Genomic DNA, 18,066 nt, shown 5'->3' on the forward strand with positions numbered 1-18,066 from the left:
CTTGGCCGCCGAAATCATTTCTCCTGTCGGGTCATATCTCTAAGATGCTGGAAATAAATAGGTTTACTTTGAGGTAAGTTCCTGAAAGAGAATCATCCGTGATGCGACATGATCCAATACCTCCCGATCTGAAGAGATGGTTGCTGAAACGTTCGACGAAAGGCGATAAGACCCGCGACGAGGCATTTCAGAGAATCATCCGCTCCATTCCTAAAGGAAAGGTCTCGACTTACGGAAAAGTTGCGGCTGCGGCGGGCTATCCTCTCTACCATCGTGCCGTTGCCCGCCTCCTTCGTACGGAACTGGCCAATGTGTTGCCATGGCACCGAGTGGTGGGGGCTGGCGGTGAGATCAAGTTACGCTTCGACGCGGCGGACGAGCAGCGATTGCGCCTAAAGAGCGAGGGCGTTAAATTTCTTGGAAAGCGAGTAGATATGGATAAGCACGAATATGCTCTGCGAAGCTGGGAGACATTTGACTGAGTCAGCCATGGAAGTCCGAATCAAACGCGTTTACGAAGCAGCTGCGAAGAGTGATGGCACCCGAATCCTCGTAGATCGTTTATGGCCTCGTGGACTTCGCAAGGCGGACGCGCACATCGACCTTTGGTTGAAAGAGATTGCCCCCACGCCGGAGCTGCGCACTTGGTTTGACCACGATCCGGCCAAGTTTACGGTATTTCGGGATCGATATAGAGCGGAGCTTCAGACAAGGTCGGAAGAGATCAACGCGATTAAGGAATACGCTGCGACGGGACCCGTGACACTCGTCTACGGTGCTAAGGATGAACAGCATAATCAGGCTGTTGTATTGCAGGCATTTCTCCGGTAGCCATGATCGCGGAGAGTCCCTATCTGTAATTAGGGTGCCTATCTGTATTAGGCACTGTTCCTTCTTGTTTCTCAATCCAGATGCCTAGTCCATATAGATGTAGGCAACAAGGTTGATTCCAACCGACGCATTCGCCGAGCTAAGACTCACAATCGATCCGCGATCCTATATTGCGCACGAGGCGGTGAAACAAAATGATGCAAATTTTTCTAATCAGAAATTCGTTTCGATTTGGTTTTCATCCTAAACAGGAGCCTTGAATGCCAAGTCGCGGATAGATCCTCCCCGTTGCAGATAATTTCTATGAATTGCGAGTTTTATCTCAAGGGGGCTTGACGATGCGGGATTATACGCAGTAGAAAGGACATTCTAAATGAATCGTTTCATGCGATGACATTCCTGGAATGTGATGGAGAGACTGACGCTGTGAGAATATCTGGTATAGCAAGACGGGCAATACTTGCGGGGAGCCTGGGAACCCTATCGATCAGCCTGCTTCACGCGCAGACAGTGTTGCCTGCTTCTGAGGGGCGATTCGCAGGCAAGATTGACCACGACGCACGTCGGGCGACACCGGCCTGGCCTGACGAAGTGCACGCCCCTAAAGGTGCACCGAATGTTCTCCTGATCCTCGTAGATGACGTTGGCTTCTCCACGACGTCCACTTTTGGTGGTCCAGTTGCCACTCCTAATTTTGAAAAGCTGGCGACGCGGGGATTGCGTTACAACGAGTTCCATGTGAACGCGATTTGTGCGCCGAGCCGTGCAGCGTTGCTCTCCGGCCGCAACAACCATGAGATTGGCTTCGGTACGATCACCGAGCATGCGCAGGGATATCCGGGATACAACTCGGTCTGGCCGAAAAGCTCGGCTTCTATCGCCAAGGTTCTTACGGAGAGCGGCTACAATACCGCCGCTTTTGGCAAATGGCATAACACGCCGGTATGGGAGATTAATGCGGGAGGGCCATTTGATCGTTGGCCTACGGGCGAGGGCTTCGAGTACTTCTATGGTTTCCTTAGTGCCTTCGATAATCAATACTATCCGCGGCTTTATCGCAATACGACTCCTGTAGAGCCAGTCAAGAAGGTCGAGGACGGTTATAACCTGACCGCTGATCTGACCGACGATGCGATAAGGTGGCTGCATCGCCACGATGCCGCGGCACCCGACAAGCCATTCTTCATGTATTTCGCGACCGCCGCTACGCATACCCCGCATCAAGTGCCCAGAGAATGGGCGGACAAGTACAAGGGAAAATTTGATGAGGGCTGGGACAAGATGCGTGAAGAAATCTTCGAGCGTGAAAAAAAGCTTGGAGTGATTCCGCAGAACGCAAAATTGAATCCCCGACCTGAGGGGCTTGCCGCTTTTGACTCTTTATCGCCTGCTGAGAAGAAACTGCTTACACGGCAGGCCGAAGTCTATGCCGGCTTTACAGCTCAAACTGATCATGAAATTGGACGTCTGTTGAAGGCAATTCGGGATGAAGGACAGGAGGACAATACTCTTGTGATTGAGATCTTCGGCGACAACGGCGGCAGCGGCGAAGACGGCCCCACCGGCTACGATATGCGGCGAATCAATGGACAATTGAAGACCATCGCACAACGAGCAGAAGCCGACGATGAACTAGGCAGCGAACTCTACATGAACGCTACGGCGGCGCCCTGGGCATGGATGTTCTGCACACCTTTTCAAGGCACGAAGGCGGATGCCTCCCACCTTGGCGGTACGCGAGATCCCATGATCATCTCCTGGCCTACGCGTATCAAGCAGACGGGTGGTCTGCGCAGCCAGTTTGGACATTTGAATGACATCGCTCCAACCATCTATGAAGCCGCGGGTATCAAGCCACCGGATGTCATAGATGGAGTCAAGCAAACCAAACTCGAAGGCACTAGCCTGATCTATACCTTCGATCAGCCCAGTGCGCAGAGCCGCCATCACGTCCAGTATTTCGAGACGAATGGAAACAAGGCCATCTATAAAGACGGTTGGTGGGCAGGCAATCTGCTGCGCTCTTCATGGGATCGCATTGGGAGCCCTGGTTACGAACCGGAAAAGCTGCTGAATGACAACACGCATTCATGGGAGCTTTACAACCTCAACGAGGACTACAGCCAATCTGAGAACCTGGCTTCCAAATATCCGGAAAAACTGGCAGAGATGAAAAAGCTTTTCGACTCTGAAGCGAATCGCAATTTCGTCTACCCTCTACTGCCGCTCAGACAATTAATCAATCGACCTGAAGACAAGCGAAACAAGTTCGTCTTCCGCAGTGGAGTCGAGCGCCTCGCAGATTCGATGAACCCCCATACAGGAGCAGGGACCGGTTATACCATTCGGGCCGACATTGAAAGCAATGGCACCGCCGAAGGAACGATCTTCGCGCAAGGGGGCAGATATGGAGGGTTCACGCTCTTCGTAAAGAACAATCACGTTTACTTTGAGATCAACTCGTTCGGCCATTCAGCCGGACAGCTTATATCGAAACAGCCGCTACCGAAAGGCCATTCAGAGATCATTGTGGAGGTATTACCCGAACCGAAGAAATCTCAGGGTCAGGCTGCCTCGGCCAGTACCGGTGACCGAAACCCGTTCCCAGGTACAGGTTCGCTTTCTCTGAATGGAAAGCAGGAAGCAACGACCAGCTTCCTTAATGTTCCAGCAGGTGGAGGTTATTGGTCAGCAGCGGAAACACTGGACGTCGGCAGTGATCTTGGCTCAGCGGTCAGCACCGAATACCATAGTCCAAATCGCTTCTCGGGTACAATCGAGTCCGTGACTTTGGAACTGCATGATCGCGAAGGCGCCGCCAGTCCCAAAGAGAAAGCCGCCGCACAAAACGATGGGCATTCCTAAAGACAGTTCGGTCCAACAGATCTATCTTCTGCAGTGCCGCCGCGCTTTCGTGCGCGGCGCTGCGGCTTGTTGTTGTGACTCCTGTTGCATGTGCGATGAGATTCGCGCGAACACCCCTCAAATTTATTGTTGACAGTTTCTGAATAGCGCATATACGCTAGCTTTCGCTGAAATGAAACGTTTCATTTGGACCGTTTCAAAAATGCGGGAGCTCTGGTCATGACTCTCCCAGGTCTAGGCGAGAGGGCTCTTTTAGCCGCTATGAAAGCGACATCTACCGCATCAGCCGGGAGGATTTTCCATGCATCGTCAAAACAATATCGTTCACCAAGCCCTTTCAATTTGTGTTGCTTTGTTGCTTTTGGTTGCACTCAGCAGAGATGCCAATGCTCAAACGACTACCGGATCGATTTACGGAACGGTGACGGATACAAGCGGAGCAGTTGTGCCGAATGCCGGGGTTACGGTAACCAATGCCCAGACCGGTGTGAAGAAGGCGGCACAAACGAATTCGACCGGAGACTATACGTTTCTTGTGCTCGATCCTGGCGAGTACGCTGTAGCAACACAGATTGGAGGATTCAAGACACAAACGCAGAACGGTGTTCGCCTCGATGCCGCACAGAGCGTACATATAAATTTCGAGTTGCAGATCGGTTCCATGGATCAGAATGTCGATGTTCAGGCGGACACAAATCTTGTCGACACACGTGAGTCGCAAATTGGCGAGACTATTGAACAAAAACGAATTCAGGATCTTCCGCTCAACGGTCGAAATGCGTATGACCTTCTTCCTACGTTGCCAGGAGTTACGAACTATGCTCCTGATGTGCCGACCGGATCGCGACAGGGAACTCAGATTATCGTCAATGGAATTCCGGCGGAGAACACGGCATACTATCTCGATGGCTCGTACGACACAAATGTTTGGCGATTTGGTGGCAATCTGCTCCCGAATCCCGATGCGCTTCAAGAATTTCGCGTTCTGACGAGTAACTTCGATGCGGAGTTTGGCCGTTCGGCAGGTGGCGTCGTGCAGGCAATTACGCGTTCCGGTACGAGCCAGTATCATGGTCTGCTCTATGAGTACATTCGCAATAACATCTTCAATGCGAAGAATTGGTTTCTGACGACCGTGACACCATTGCATCAGAACCAGTTTGGCGCGAACTTTGGTGGTCCCATCCCAAAGTTGAGAGACCGGGCTTTCTTTTTTGTCAGTTATCAAGGTCTTCGTGTCAGCCAGCCAGCCAATGTCGCTTCTTCCTCGCTGATCACCCCGACGGCTCTCGAACGCAAGGGAGATTTTCGTAGCTCTCCTGCAGCATTGCGGCCCAATGTTTCGTGCAATGGCGTTCAATATGTCATCTGCCCGAATCTACTGGATCCGGTTGCGCAAAACGTCCTCGCGTTCGTTCCTGTAGGCAGTTCCGCACCGGGTTCGGGCTATGGACGTCCAGATCAACAGGCAGCTAATGCAAACCTCAAAGCTGATCACGGGATAGCGCGTGTGGACTATCACCTGGGCCAGAATCACCAGTTGTCGGGCATGTTCTTCATGTCCCGTGGAACGTCGAATGCTCCCACGGTTGGCGGAAATCAGATTGTTAGCTATGCCGGTATGACGAACTATGAGGGACAATACAACGGCGTCGCAAGCGACACCTGGACCGTTTCAGCAAACAAGGTGAACAACTTTCGCGCTTTCTACTCGCTGAATCACTACATTATTGCGAACATCTACGGCAATCAGCATATGCTTCCCGATCTTGGCAGCCAAGCCGCCATGGGAGGGAACTACAACGCGCAGCCTTATTTCAATGTCACGGGTTACTGGCAAATGGGAACCAGCAATGCCGGTCCCAATGATTTGCCTTCCTCAACGCTGGGTGCCTCGGATACTTTCAATTGGGATCTAGGAAAGCATCAGTTGAAGTTCGGCGGCTCCTACATGTGGCATCGTTTTTCGAGCACTGGGGGCGCATCTTCGAACGGACTCTTTGCCTTTACCGGCTCGACGACCGGCAACGCTCTCGCAGATTTTCTCGAAGGCAAAGCGAACTCACTCACTCAGAATAACGGGGTATTCTTTCGCAGCCATTCGCAGGATCCATCGCTGTTTGTCCAGGATAACTGGCGAATCACTCCTCGGTTGAGTCTCAATCTGGGACTTCGTTGGGAGTACTACCCGATGTATACCGGCCAGAACAACACCGCCACCTTCGTGCCTGGCGTTCAATCTACCCGCTTTCCAACCGCTCCACTTGGACTTGTTTTTTCAGGGGATAAGGGCATCCCGGATGGGATACTGCACACGCCCTGGAACACTTTCGCTCCGAGATTTGGCTTTGCCTATGATGTTTTTGGAACAGGCAAGACTTCTGTTCGCGGATCGTATGGACTCTTTTACTCGGCGATCGATCAGGTCTCGGTCTCCAACAACCTGGTTCAGCAGCCATTCTCGCGCTCGGTGACCGTCGCAAAGACTCCTAACCTGGTTACACCATTTGCTCCTGCTGCGGATCCATTCCCATATACAGCCGATCCTGCAAACGCGGTGTTCCTCTCAGGAGCCAATATCTTCGGTATGCCAGTGGATAACAAATACATTCCCTCGGTTCAACAATACGGCTTGGGAATTCAACAGCAGTATGGAACAAAATGGAGTTCCGAGGTTCGTTATGTCGGAAACCTCGGCAGGCATTTCTACATCACCACTGATCAAAACTCTCCGATCTATAAGCCCACCTGCACCAGTGCTACGTGCGGCAGCACTGCCCAGCAGAATGCGCGCCGTCCTTATCAGCCGACTCCGGGGAAATACACTTTCGCTTCGATCTCTATTGCCGGACCTCAGTCCAACACTGTCTATCATTCGCTACAGGCGACGCTTTCCCGAAGATTCGATCGCCACTTCTCTTTGCAGGCGGCTTATGTGTGGTCCAAGGTCATCGGCTTTGGACCGGTCGTCAACGCCTATGATGTGGGCAGCAGCCGAGGCGTCCTGTCGATCGATGTGCCTCATAACTTTGTTGTTTCCTATATCTATGTGCTTCCGGGAGTGACTCGCTTCGGACTTCTTGGGAAGCAGGTCCTGAGTGGATGGCAGATCAATGGCATCACCTCGCTTCGGTCCGGGCAGCCCTTCAATATAACTTCGGGGACAGATACAAACTTTGATGGCAACAATAACGACAGGCCAAACGTTGTGGGCAATCCCATACTTCCCGGTGGGAGAGGACGAGTCGACACAAAAAACCAGTTCTTCAACACGGCTGCGTTTGCTTCACTCCCCTTAGGAACTCCTTATGGGAATGCACAGTTCGATATGCTTTATGGTCCGAAGTACATCAATACGGATCTCTCCGCGTTCAAGACATTCCAGATTTACCACGAGACGAATCTCCAGTTCCGGGGTGACGTTTTCAATGTCTTCAACAATGTGAACATGAACAACCCGAACAGTACGAGAAGCAGTCCGGCTTTTGGGACCATATCTGGCGCTTCTGCACCGCGCATCGTACAGTTCGCTCTCAAGCTGGCGTTTTGATGGATGGTCCCATGACAAATGAGCCGGTTAAGCTTATCGCTGTGTTTCTGGAGAATTGAATTAATGCCCAAGAGATCATTTTTTGCTGCTGCTCTTTTTATCTTGTTCCTCCTTCGCGGAGCTGATTTGTTTGGGCAGGATCCCGCTGTCCGTGTAAACGGATCGCTTCTTGACGGGCCTGCCGAGTCGGAGAGCTTTGCCAAATGGTTCACAGACATGAAGCGCTGGCGGGTCGAGCAACTCAAGCGTATCGGTTACGACGACGCCGAATATAAGCGTCCTGAGTTGCTTTGGACCCAAAGCAGTTACATCCAGCCGCAGATGATGATTGAGGATCGCTATTTCTACGATCCAGTTGCGGGGAAGTATACGGTCGACCGTTATCTTGACGATCTCGAGAAGCGTTATGGGGGCATCGACGCAGTGCTTGTATGGCCGACGTATCCCAATATCGGGATCGATAGCCGTAACCAGTTCGATATGTTTCACGATATGCCTGGGGGCATCGAAGGAATCAGGCAAATGATTGCCGACTTTCATCGCCGCAAGGTGCGTGTTCTCTTTCCCGTTATGTTGTGGGATCAGGGTACGCACAACCCCGACAAGCCGGAACCGGATATGCTCGCGGAACAGCTCGCAGCTGTGGGGGCCGATGGCGTGAACGGCGATACGATGATCGCCGTACCGCGTTCTTTTCGTGTCGCCTCTGATAAAGCTGGTCATCCGCTCGCTTTTGAACCTGAGCATCTTACTCAGGATGAGGCACTCGCCTATAACAATATGATGTGGGCTCAGGCAGTTCCCCAGGGACCTGTACAGCAGCAGGGCCCGGCGAGAAGGTATCTTGGCGTAGCGGGACCCGAGTTTGTCGATAAGTACAAATGGCTTGAGCCTCGCCATATGACCAACATCTCTGATCGCTGGCAGCGAGACAAGAATGTTGACCTGCAGTACGCCTTCTTCAACGGCGTCGGTATGGAGACCTGGGAAAATATCTGGGGGATCTGGAATGGCATGACATCTCGCGATTCGGAGACGGTTCGCCGCATCGCGAAGATTGAGCGGAAGTTTGCGCCGAATCTAACCAGTGCTCAATGGGAGCCACACACTCCGACCCTGCGTTTCCAGGTCTACGCCAGTAAATGGCCAGAAGGGAATCAGACGCTCTGGACCATCATCAATCGCAACGAATACGACATTGCGGGCGAACAGATATCGCTTCCCGTGAAGCCCGGCTTACATTACTTCGATCTTTGGCATGGAGTTGAGTTAAAGCCCGCTACAACGGGAGAACACATCACCCTCAGTTTTGACATCGAGGCCAATGGATTTGGCGCTGTACTCGCTACAGCCTCCCCGGAACCCGATCTTGAAAAGTTTCTTGGCGAGATGAAGACGTTGAACGGCGTCCGGTTGGATAGTTTCTCGAAGGATTCGACTGTTCTCAAGCAGACCATAACCGAGGTAAAACCCACAAAAAAAGATGAGACCACACCGGAGGGAATGATTCGCATCGCAGCGCCGCAGTTTGATTTCGACGTCGATGGAATCGAGATTGAAGGAGGAAATCTTGCTGGTGTCGATGTCCAGTATCCCTGGGAAAGCATTGCTAGTCGTCATCATCGTCATCGGATGCAGGTCGCTCCGTTCTATATCGACAAGTATCCGGTCACCAACGCGCAGTTCAAAAAATTTATGGATGCAACGAACTACCGGCCCGGAGACGATCATAACTTTCTGCGCGACTGGTCAAAAGGGATCTATCCCGACGGCTGGGCGGACAAACCCGTAACCTGGGTCTCGCTTGAGGATGCACGCGTCTACGCTGCATGGGCCCACAAGCGTCTTCCGCATGAATGGGAGTGGCAGGTTGCGGCTCAGGGAACGGACGGTCGCAACTATCCGTGGGGCGCAGAATGGGACCCGTCGATGGTTCCTGCAGTCAATCGATCGCATAGCGCCTCCGGCCCCGATCGAGTAGACGCGCATCCTCACGGCGCCAGTCCGTTTGGTATCGAGGATCTCGTCGGGAATGTTTGGCAGTGGACTGATGAGTATGCGGACGAACACACACGCGCAGCCATTCTCCGCGGTGGAAGCTATTACAAGCCTGCAGGGTCTGTATGGTATTTCCCGGAGGCATATGATCTCCACCAGCATGGTAAATACCTGCTGATGTCTCCCGGTCGAGATCGCGCAGCGACTATCGGGTTTCGCTGCGTGGCCGATGCAGAATCCGGTTCCTAGTGAGTTTTGAGACGAGGATTAATCGCTCGGCTCTTTTTCGAATCGTCGCTCTTCATTGGCGCCGCTGTTGATTCCTTGAGCCGCAGCTGAGGCGCAAGTGAGATTCTTCTTGCCGCGCCATCGGCTCCCCGCGCGCGATCGATGACGATCTGTGCAGCGTCGGCTCCAAGTTTATAAGCGAATTGATCTACAGTGGACAACGCAGGCACCGTCGCATCACTGTCATCCAGATTGTCGTATCCCACCAGGGACAGATCCTGCGGACAGCGAAGTCCGACCTCTCGCGCGGCTGCCAGGACGCCAAACGCAATCAAGTCGTTCGCAGCGAAGATTGCGGTTGGCCGTTGTGCAAGCCCCAGTAGCACCGCAGCCTTCTTGTGCCCTGCGGCTTTGTTGAACTCAGCCTGTTGTACGTAGTCGGCTGGTATGGGCAAACGCGCGTCTTTCATGGCTCGCTGATAACCATCGAGACGTGCCTGAGCACTGGGTCCTGGCAATGGGCCGGTGATCGTCGCAATCCTCCGGTGTCCCAAACCGATAAGATGTTGAGCTGCGGCGTAAGCACCCTGCTCATGGGCGCTGGTCACCGCGTCGCCACGCCATTTCGGCGGAATGCGATCCATGTAGACGACGCCGCACCCCGTCTTCAGGTATTCCTTCGCCTCCTCCGTACCCTTGCTCAGGTCTGCCGGAACGATGATGAGTCCCGACGGTCGGTAGGTCCGCATCTCATGGAGATAGGTCGTCTCTTTCTTGAAGTCGTTATCGGAGTTGCATAGGACGAGGCGAAATCCATTATTGAATGCAACATCCTCTGCCCCACGCACGGCGCTGGGGAAGAAGGGATTCATTATGTCGGGAATGATCATCACGATCATGTCAGTCTTGTCTCTACGGAGCGCTCTGCCTAGCACGGAGGGCTGATATCCCAATTCGCGAACTGCCGCGTGTACACGATCTCGGGCGGCCTCTCTTACTGTAGGCAGGCCGTTGAGCACATTGGAAACCGTCCCGATGGAGACACCCGCCAATTTTGCAATCTCTTTGATAGTTGCCATGAATCCTCAATCGTTTTTTGAAGACGAGTCTATATTGCGAATCATCGTGCATTCGAAAAGAGCGCAAAGGTATGAACTGAATAGATATGAACTATTGACATCGGCTTTGATAGGCATGTAGCGTGAACCATTCAATGAATCGTTTCATTTTATCGCATTCTGATCGTCCGAAGTTTTGAGGTGCTGTATGTTCCTGCCGCAAAGTTACGAGATAGCCCTGCTCTTCATGATCGGGAGCATGTTGTGCTGGGGTTCCTGGGCCAATTGCATGAAGCTTTGCCCTGGCTATCGTTTCCAGCTGTTTTACTGGGATTATGTAGTGGGGCTTTTTGTCGGTGTCTTGTTCTGGGGCTTCACGGCGGGTTCTACGGGAACAGGTCCCCATTTCCTTCGTGACGCAATTGCCGCTCCCTCGAAGTCCATTTTGCTCGCTATGCTCAGTGGAGCCATCTTTAATGTCGCCAACCTGCTTCTGGTTGCTGCGATCGAGCTTGCCGGAATGGCAGTCGCATTTCCGGTCGGCATCGGGTTGGCACTTGTGGTCGGCGCACTTAGTAGTTACGTCATTGCTCCTCAGGGAAACCCTCTTCTACTCTTTGGAGGTATCGCCCTCGTAATGATTGCCATCTTCTGTGATTCACTGGCTTACCGCGCGAGAGAGACAGATCGTCGCAGCGGCAATATGCGAGGTATTGTGATTAGTCTCGCGAGCGGACTACTTATGGGCAGCTTTTACCCGTTGATCGCAAAGGCCATGGCAATGCCTAAAGCGCCGGGACCATATGCAGCTGCACTCTTCTTTGTCCTGGGAACGGCTCTTTGCTCGATCCCCGTCAATTTCCTGTTCATGAGGAAACCTATCGATGGAGGACTTCCTGTTGACTTCAGTGGTTTCACGGCGGCACCTGTACGATGGCATCTCGCCGGCATTCTTGGCGGAGCGATCTGGGTCACAGGAGCGACCTTGAACTTCGTTGCATCCACCGTCAATTTCGTCGGGCCCGCCATCTCTTACTCTATTGGACAGGGGGCAACCATGATCTCTGCTTTCTGGGGTGTCTTTGTATGGCGGGAATTTCGTTCGCCCACCTCGCGAGTCAGGAATCTTCTTATCGCGATGTTTGCTTGTTTCATCGCCGGTCTCGCATGTATTGCTGCAGCCCCAGTCTTCGGTAAATAGGTAAAAGGAATGCCCCATGAAGCCCATCGTCGTTGTAGGTAGCATTAACATGGACCTCGTATCACGGATTGAGCGCATCCCTCGTCCTGGGGAGACCCTTATCGGATCCTTGTTTGAAATCCACTCGGGCGGCAAAGGAGCCAATCAGGCCGTCGCCATCGCGCGTCTTGGCTACCCTTCTATTCTGCTTGGAGCGCTGGGGGACGACATCTTTGGCCAGAAGCTTCTCGCTACACTTACCGATTACGGAGTCGATACCTCGCACATCAACGTCGTTGCAGGAGCTTCGGGAGTTGCCAGTATTGTGGTCGACGCCGCAGGCGAGAATACGATCATCGTCACGCCAGGAGCCAATGCTCATGTAACCCCGGACTATCTATCCTCAAAGCTGGGGATTTTCAGGAGTGCTGGCATGGTTCTTGCGCAACTGGAGATTCCTGTCGCAACTGTCGATTGGCTTGCAAGTGTTTGTGCTGATTTTGGTGTGCCTTTTATGCTGGATCCCGCTCCTGCCTGTCCCCTTTCTTCATCTACTTTAAAGAAAATTGTCTGGTTTACGCCGAATGAGACAGAAGCGAGCTTCTACTCTGGGCAAGCGCAAACCATCGAACAAACTGTGGCCGCACTCTTTCAACTGGGAGTCGCCAATGTCATCCTTAAGCGAGGTGCTGAGGGAGCTATCCTGGCAACTCAGGGTGGCGTTATCACTTCCACAGAAACCTTTCCGGTCGATGCTGTGGATACGACTGCCGCGGGCGATGCCTTTAATGGTGCGTTCGCAGTCGGGCTGATGCAGGGTCGTTCTATCGAGGAAAGCGCACGCTTCGCGGCAGCGGCCGCAGCAGTCTCCGTCACGCGTCGGGGGGCGCAACCCTCCTTGCCCGACGAAACGGAAGTTAGGTCATTCCTAGAATCTCAAATTAAAATGCGGAATTGATCTGGGATCGCCAAAGTAGTAAAGCCATAGCTACTACACCAGGGCGCTCTTGACGGTGATTGCCATTTTTTTCTTTTCCTAATTTACTCTGCCCTAAGCGCCTGCATGGGTTCGACAGAGGCGGCACGCCGGGCCGGAAGGAAGCAGGCTGTGATCGCGGCGAAGAGTAAGAGGAGGGCGACGGAGGCAAAGACGGAAACGTCAAGCTTGCCAATTTCATAGAGCATACTCTGCATGCTGCGGCCAACGAAGTAGGCTCCGACGAGGCCGATGGTGAGGCCGATAGAAGCAAGAACCAGGCCTTCTTTGACGATAAGAGCGACGACGCGGCCGCGGTTTGCGCCGAGTGCCATGCGAAGGGCTATCTCGTGCGAGCGCTGCGCCACCGAGAAAGACATGACGCCGTAGACACCGAGTGCGGCGAGGAGAAGCGCGACGGCGGCGAAGCTGACGAAGAGGACGAGGGTGAAGCGGTCGTTGGAGAGAACGAGCTCGCGAATCTCCTCCATGGAGCGGGGCTGGGCGAGGGCGATCTCGGGATCGACGGAGTGAACGGCTGCGGCGATGCTTTTGACCATGGTGGCGGGGTCATTGACGGTGCGAACGCCGATGCCTGCGTTGGACCAGGGGATCTGCCAGAAGGGGATCCGCATCTCGGGGCGAGGGTCTTTGGATTCCCGATTATGGACGGTGTGATAGACGCCTACGATCTGCCACTCCTGGGGAGGCCCGAGCTTGGTGACGCCGGGGATCAGCTGTTCGACGGAGACACGCTGCCGGAGCGGGTCGACGTCTTTGAAGTATTTTTTGACGAAGTCTTCGTTGACGACGGCCACTTTCACGCTTGAGGCGCTGTCCTGATCGGTGAAGGAGTGGCCACTGACCATGCGAATGTCGAAGGTCTTGAAGAAGTCGGGGGTGACCATGCCGAAGCCGGTGTTGGGGCGCATGGAGGGGTCGTTGAAGGCTGGTTTTCCGACGATGGTAAACGGCATGCCAAAGCCTGCGCCGAAGAGAGGAAGGCCGGTCATCGCGGAGGCTGAGGTTACGCCCGGGACGGCGTTGACGCTGGAGAGAATCTGTTTGTAGTAGGCGATGATCTTTTCGGGGTCTTTGGGGCGCGAGTCGGGAACGGGCAGAAAGAAGGTGAGGACGTGATCGGTGCGCAGGCCGAGATCCACACGAAGGAGATTGAGAAAGCTGTGTATGGCGAGTCCGGCGCCGGTGAGCAGGGCGAGGGCGAGGGCGAACTCGCCGATGACGAGGGACTGGCGGAGGCGATGGCGGCCTGCTCCTACGCCGGTGCGGTTGCCTTCCTTGAGTGATTCGCCAGGATCGACCCGGGAGGCATACCAGGCGGGCGCGCTGCCGAAGAGGAGACCGGCGAGCGTGGTGGCAGCGAGGGTGAAGAGCAGGATAGGAAGGTTGAGGTGGAGGTCCGCCTCATCGGGCAGGGTTCCGCGAGGCATGATGGCCTTGAGCCCCTGGAGCATGGCGTAGCCGATGCCGATTCCGAGGAGTCCCCCGGTGACGGCGAGCAACAGGCTTTCGGTGATGAGTTGTTCGAAGATGGTCCTGCGGCTGGCTCCGAGTGCGCTGCGGACGGCGAGTTCCTTCTGGCGGGCGAGACCGCGGGCGAGGAGAAGATTGGCGACGTTGACGCAGGCGATGAGCAGGATGAAGGCAACGGCGCCGAGGAGAAGCCAGAGGGTCTGTTTGCGTTCGCTGGGCAGGAAGTCGTTTTTGAGCGGTTCGACGAAGACGCCCCAACCCTTATTGCTTTTGGGATTGGCCTGGGCGATATGGGCGGCGACGGAGTCCATGTCAGCCTGCGCCTGTTGGACGGTGACGCCGGGTTTGAGACGAGCAATGGAGAGGAGCCAATGGAAGTCGTGGTTGATCTGCTCGGGTTTGAAGACGAGCGGTACGGTGAGCTGGGATTGGGCCCGATCGTCGAGGCCAGGGGGCAGGACGCCGACGACGGTGTAGGGCTCGCCGTTGATGCGCATGGGTTGGCCGATGATCTTGCGATCGGAGCCGAGGTGTGCCCAGAGCTTGTGGGTGAGGATGACGACGTGATTCTTGCCCTCAACGCCCTCTTCGGGGAGGAAGTCGCGGCCAAGGAAGAAAGGACGACCGACCATTTTGTAGAAACCGACGGTGACCTGCCTGCCGTCGATGTTTTCGGGCTCGTCCTTGCTCGCGATGTTGAAAGAGTCGCCGGTGAACGCGTTGATGTCCTGGAAGCTTGAGTTTTCGCGTTTCCAGTCGGTGAAGTCTCCGGCGGAGATTCCGTTGTGGAATGTCTGAATCTTTGACCAGACGACAACGAGCTGGTCAGGTTCGGGGTACGGCAAGGGAGCAAGTAGAGTGGCATAGTCCACGGTGAAGATGGCCGTGTTTGCGCCGATGCCGAGGGCCAGGGTAAGTAGAACTGTGAGGGTAAGGCCGGGATTCTTCCACAAGGTACGCGCGGAATAACGGAGATTACGAAGGAGACTCGACACGAGACGACCTCACGTTCCTGTTCAGGCCTTGATGCATTGAGATTAAGTTGCCGTGAGCAGAATAGTCGATTGCGAGCGTTGTAAGTTGATTTTTCTACATTTGCTCGACACTCCTCGCATTAGCGAGAAAGAGAACATATTTGCCTATAGCATCAGTGTTGCTGACCTTTACGTTAAATGGCGTTCTAGCTGAGATGGAGGGCTCCGCATGCCTGTAATCCATTCCACACGTCGACGCACTTCATGGTTTGGTAATGTTTTTGGTGGAGAATTCTGGATATGGCATCGAGGCGTGATTTTCTGAAGGCTGCGTCGCTTTTGGCGGGCGGCGCGGGTATGGCTGGCGTTATTCCTGAGTCGGTGAAGCGGGCGTTTGCGATCGAGCCGACGCTGGGATCGACGTACAAGGATGCCGAACACATTGTGATCCTGATGCAGGAAAACCGGTCATTCGACCATACGCTGGGTTCGCTGCAGGGGGTGCGCGGATTCAACGATCCGCGGGCGATCCGGCAGGCAAATGGAAATTCTGTATTTCTGCAGACAAGCAGCGCCGGTGAGACGTTTGCACCCTGGCGGCTGGATATCAAAGACACGAAGATTACGTGGATGGGTTCGATTCCGCATAGCCGCAATAGCCAGGTGGACGCGTGGAATGAAGGCCATCATGATCGATGGATTGACTCCAAACGTTCCGGCAACGCAGCGTATGGACATATCCCGATCACGATGGGGCATTACACGCGCGAAGATTTGCCCTTCTATTACGCATTGGCCGACGCATTTACAGTGTGCGATCAGAACTACTGCTCCGCTATGACGAGTACAACGCCGAACCGATTGTTCTCCTGGACCGGAACAGTGCGCGATGAGCAGCATTCTGGGTCGCGTGTATTCATGAGGAATGATCAGATCATGATCGGTGGCCAGAAGTGGAAGACATTTCCGGAGCGGCTGCAGGAAGCGGGCGTGAGCTGGAAGTTTTATCAGAACGAGTTGACACGCACCTCCGGTCTGCATGGAGAAGAGGGGTCGTGGCTGGGGAACTTCGGAACGAACGTGCTGGAGGCGTTCGCGGCTTACAATATCCCGGCATATCACTATGCCGGGCCAAATCTACAGAAAGAGCTGGCGATTCGAGAGGAGCGCATCCCGAAGACACAGGAACTTCTTGCGAAGACAACCGACCCGAAGATGAAGGCGAAGCTGGAGCAGAAGCTGAAGCGTGATGAGCTGGATCGTGAAGCGTTGTCACGGCAGCTTGCGGCAGGCTCAGGCAAGGAGTTGTATGCGAAGCTTTCGCCGCAGCAACAGGCGCTGCATGATGCCGCGTTTGTGGTAAACGTGAATGATCCACACTACCGGTCGCTGGAAACATTGAAGTTCGACGGACAGGAGATGGACGTGCCGAAGGGAGACATTCTGCACCAGTTCCGCGATGACGTGCAGAACAATAAGCTTCCGATGGTTTCCTGGTTGAGCTCGCCGGGGCACTTCTCGGATCATCCGACTTCGCCTTGGTATGGAGCCTGGTACGTGTCGGAAGTGATGGACATTCTGACACGCAATCCCGAGGTGTGGAAGAAGACGATCTTTATTCTTACATATGACGAGAACGATGGGTACTTCGATCACGCCCCGTCCTATGTGGCGGCTGATCCGCAGCTTCCCGAGACGGGTAAGGCGTCGTCGGGGATCGATACATCGTTGGAGTACACATACAAGGAAGATGAGTTAGCGCAGGGCGTTAGTCACGAAGAGGCGCGGAGTGGGCCGATCGGAATGGGCTTCCGCGTGCCCATGGTCGTTGCTTCACCATGGAGCCGCGGTGGATGGGTGAACTCGCAATTGTTCGATCACACATCGATGATTCAGTTTCTCGAAGGCTTCGTAAAGGATAAGACCGGCAAGACGGTGCACGAAACGAATGTGAGCGAGTGGCGACGAGCCATTGCGGGTGACCTGACCAGTTGCTTCCGGACGCACACGGCCGATGACGCGAAGCTGGATTATCTTGACCGCGACAAGTTTGTAATTCAGATCCGCGAGGCGAAGGACAAAGAACTGCCTGCGAACTTTAAAGCATTGACCGCGGAGCAGATCGCGGAAGTGAACCAGAAGCTAGCGGCGTCGCAGTGGATGTCGAAGCAGGAACCGGGCACAAGGCCGGCGAATTCGTTGCCGTATGAGCTATATGCTGACGGTACGTTAAGCGCGGATGGCAAGCGTTTCGTTTTGACGATGAAGGCGGGCACGGCGGTCCATGGAACGAAATCCATGGGAGCGCCGTTCAATGTGTATCTGCGCGATGGTGGGAAAATGGTTGCGGGGACGTACGCGGTAAAGGCCGGCGACACGTTGACGCAGAGCTTTCCAGTGAATGACGGGAAGTATTCGATTGATGTTCATGCCCCGAATGGGTTCTTTCGGAGTTTCAACGGGACGGTGAACGTGCCGGTGACAGTGCAGGCCATGTATGAGCATAAGGGTAGAAGACAGAGCGGTAATATCGCTCTGCAAGTGAAGAATTCGGGCAAGACTCCGGTGCAGATTGTAGTGAAAGACCACTCCTACGGATTGGCTCCGGTAATGAGGAGTGTGGCGGCTGGCGCGGTGGAAAACGTTGTGATGTGGTCGGGGAAGAGCCACGGGTGGTATGACATTTCAATCAGCGTTGAGAATGCTGAGGTCCGTTACGCGGGGCGTGTTGAAACGGGAGCTACGAGTATCACGGACCCTGCGATGGGTGGGGTGGCATAAGAAAGAAGTCACCCAGATTTTCTAATCGTTTTTGTTGCCGGTTCTACAACCATCTCTTGTTCTCGATGCCGTTTCGGACGATTACGCGTATCCACCATACTCATGGCCTTCCTGCCAAGAGAGGTGGATAC

General features: G+C 54.2%; 10 protein-coding genes. 8 read left to right on the forward strand and 2 right to left on the reverse strand.

The window, feature by feature from the left end:
• The first annotated feature begins 101 nt into the window (after positions 1-101).
• The 5 genes from AC5S26_RS13805 to AC5S26_RS13825 all read left to right on the forward strand — a co-directional run bounded on the left by AC5S26_RS13805 (position 102) and on the right by AC5S26_RS13825 (position 9,493).
• Entirely contained in the window at positions 102-482 is a 381-nt protein-coding gene (locus tag AC5S26_RS13805; RefSeq protein ID WP_494186115.1) for an MGMT family protein, read from the forward strand.
• Between the two features lie 7 nt (positions 483-489).
• Positions 490-831 (forward strand): DUF488 domain-containing protein, encoded by a 342-nt coding sequence (locus tag AC5S26_RS13810; protein ID WP_494185491.1) that lies wholly within the window; start codon positions 490-492, stop codon positions 829-831.
• A 426-nt stretch (positions 832-1,257) separates the two neighbouring features.
• A complete protein-coding gene (locus tag AC5S26_RS13815) occupies positions 1,258-3,696 on the forward strand; it encodes an arylsulfatase (protein ID WP_494185492.1) in 2,439 nt (812 codons plus the stop codon).
• 301 nt (positions 3,697-3,997) lie between these two features.
• Complete coding sequence (locus tag AC5S26_RS13820; RefSeq protein ID WP_494185493.1) at positions 3,998-7,246, forward strand: TonB-dependent receptor; 3,249 nt, start codon at positions 3,998-4,000, stop codon at positions 7,244-7,246.
• Positions 7,247-7,309: 63 nt separating this feature from the next.
• The gene (locus tag AC5S26_RS13825; protein ID WP_494185494.1) at positions 7,310-9,493 is read left to right on the forward strand and encodes a formylglycine-generating enzyme family protein; all 2,184 of its coding nucleotides are present in this window, start codon (positions 7,310-7,312) and stop codon (positions 9,491-9,493) included.
• On the opposite strand, the gene AC5S26_RS13830 is transcribed toward AC5S26_RS13825, so the two are convergent.
• A complete protein-coding gene (locus AC5S26_RS13830) occupies positions 9,490-10,551 on the reverse strand; it encodes a LacI family DNA-binding transcriptional regulator (RefSeq protein WP_494185495.1) in 1,062 nt (353 codons plus the stop codon). The genes AC5S26_RS13825 and AC5S26_RS13830 overlap by 4 nt on opposite strands.
• Before the next feature lie 187 nt (positions 10,552-10,738).
• On the opposite strand from AC5S26_RS13830, the gene AC5S26_RS13835 reads away from it, so the two are divergent.
• On the forward strand, positions 10,739-11,731 hold the full coding sequence (locus tag AC5S26_RS13835; protein WP_494185496.1) for a GRP family sugar transporter: 993 nt from the start codon (positions 10,739-10,741) through the stop codon (positions 11,729-11,731).
• A gap of 16 nt (positions 11,732-11,747) precedes the next feature.
• On the forward strand, positions 11,748-12,668 hold the full coding sequence (rbsK, locus tag AC5S26_RS13840; protein ID WP_494185497.1) for a ribokinase: 921 nt from the start codon (positions 11,748-11,750) through the stop codon (positions 12,666-12,668).
• Positions 12,669-12,751: 83 nt separating this feature from the next.
• On the opposite strand, the gene AC5S26_RS13845 is transcribed toward rbsK, so the two are convergent.
• On the reverse strand, positions 12,752-15,175 hold the full coding sequence (locus AC5S26_RS13845; RefSeq protein WP_494185498.1) for an ABC transporter permease: 2,424 nt from the start codon (positions 15,173-15,175) through the stop codon (positions 12,752-12,754).
• 279 nt (positions 15,176-15,454) lie between these two features.
• On the opposite strand from AC5S26_RS13845, the gene AC5S26_RS13850 reads away from it, so the two are divergent.
• A complete protein-coding gene (locus tag AC5S26_RS13850; protein WP_494185499.1) occupies positions 15,455-17,935 on the forward strand; it encodes a phosphocholine-specific phospholipase C in 2,481 nt (826 codons plus the stop codon).
• The last annotated feature ends 131 nt before the right edge of the window (positions 17,936-18,066 follow it).

The sequence above is a fragment of the Edaphobacter sp. FHG110511_03 genome (genome assembly GCF_059115365.1).

What these genes read in the sequence shown, in the direction of transcription:
- AC5S26_RS13810 (WP_494185491.1), top strand. Translation starts at nt 490, where the DNA reads ATGGAAGTCCGAATCAAACGCGTTTACGAAGCAGCTGCGAAGAGTGAT.
- AC5S26_RS13835 (WP_494185496.1), top strand. Translation starts at nt 10,739, where the DNA reads ATGTTCCTGCCGCAAAGTTACGAGATAGCCCTGCTCTTCATGATCGGG.
- AC5S26_RS13820 (WP_494185493.1), top strand. Translation starts at nt 3,998, where the DNA reads ATGCATCGTCAAAACAATATCGTTCACCAAGCCCTTTCAATTTGTGTT.
- AC5S26_RS13830 (WP_494185495.1), bottom strand. Translation starts at nt 10,551, where the DNA reads ATGGCAACTATCAAAGAGATTGCAAAATTGGCGGGTGTCTCCATCGGG.
- rbsK (WP_494185497.1), top strand. Translation starts at nt 11,748, where the DNA reads ATGAAGCCCATCGTCGTTGTAGGTAGCATTAACATGGACCTCGTATCA.
- AC5S26_RS13805 (WP_494186115.1), top strand. Translation starts at nt 102, where the DNA reads ATGCGACATGATCCAATACCTCCCGATCTGAAGAGATGGTTGCTGAAA.
- AC5S26_RS13850 (WP_494185499.1), top strand. Translation starts at nt 15,455, where the DNA reads ATGGCATCGAGGCGTGATTTTCTGAAGGCTGCGTCGCTTTTGGCGGGC.
- AC5S26_RS13825 (WP_494185494.1), top strand. Translation starts at nt 7,310, where the DNA reads ATGCCCAAGAGATCATTTTTTGCTGCTGCTCTTTTTATCTTGTTCCTC.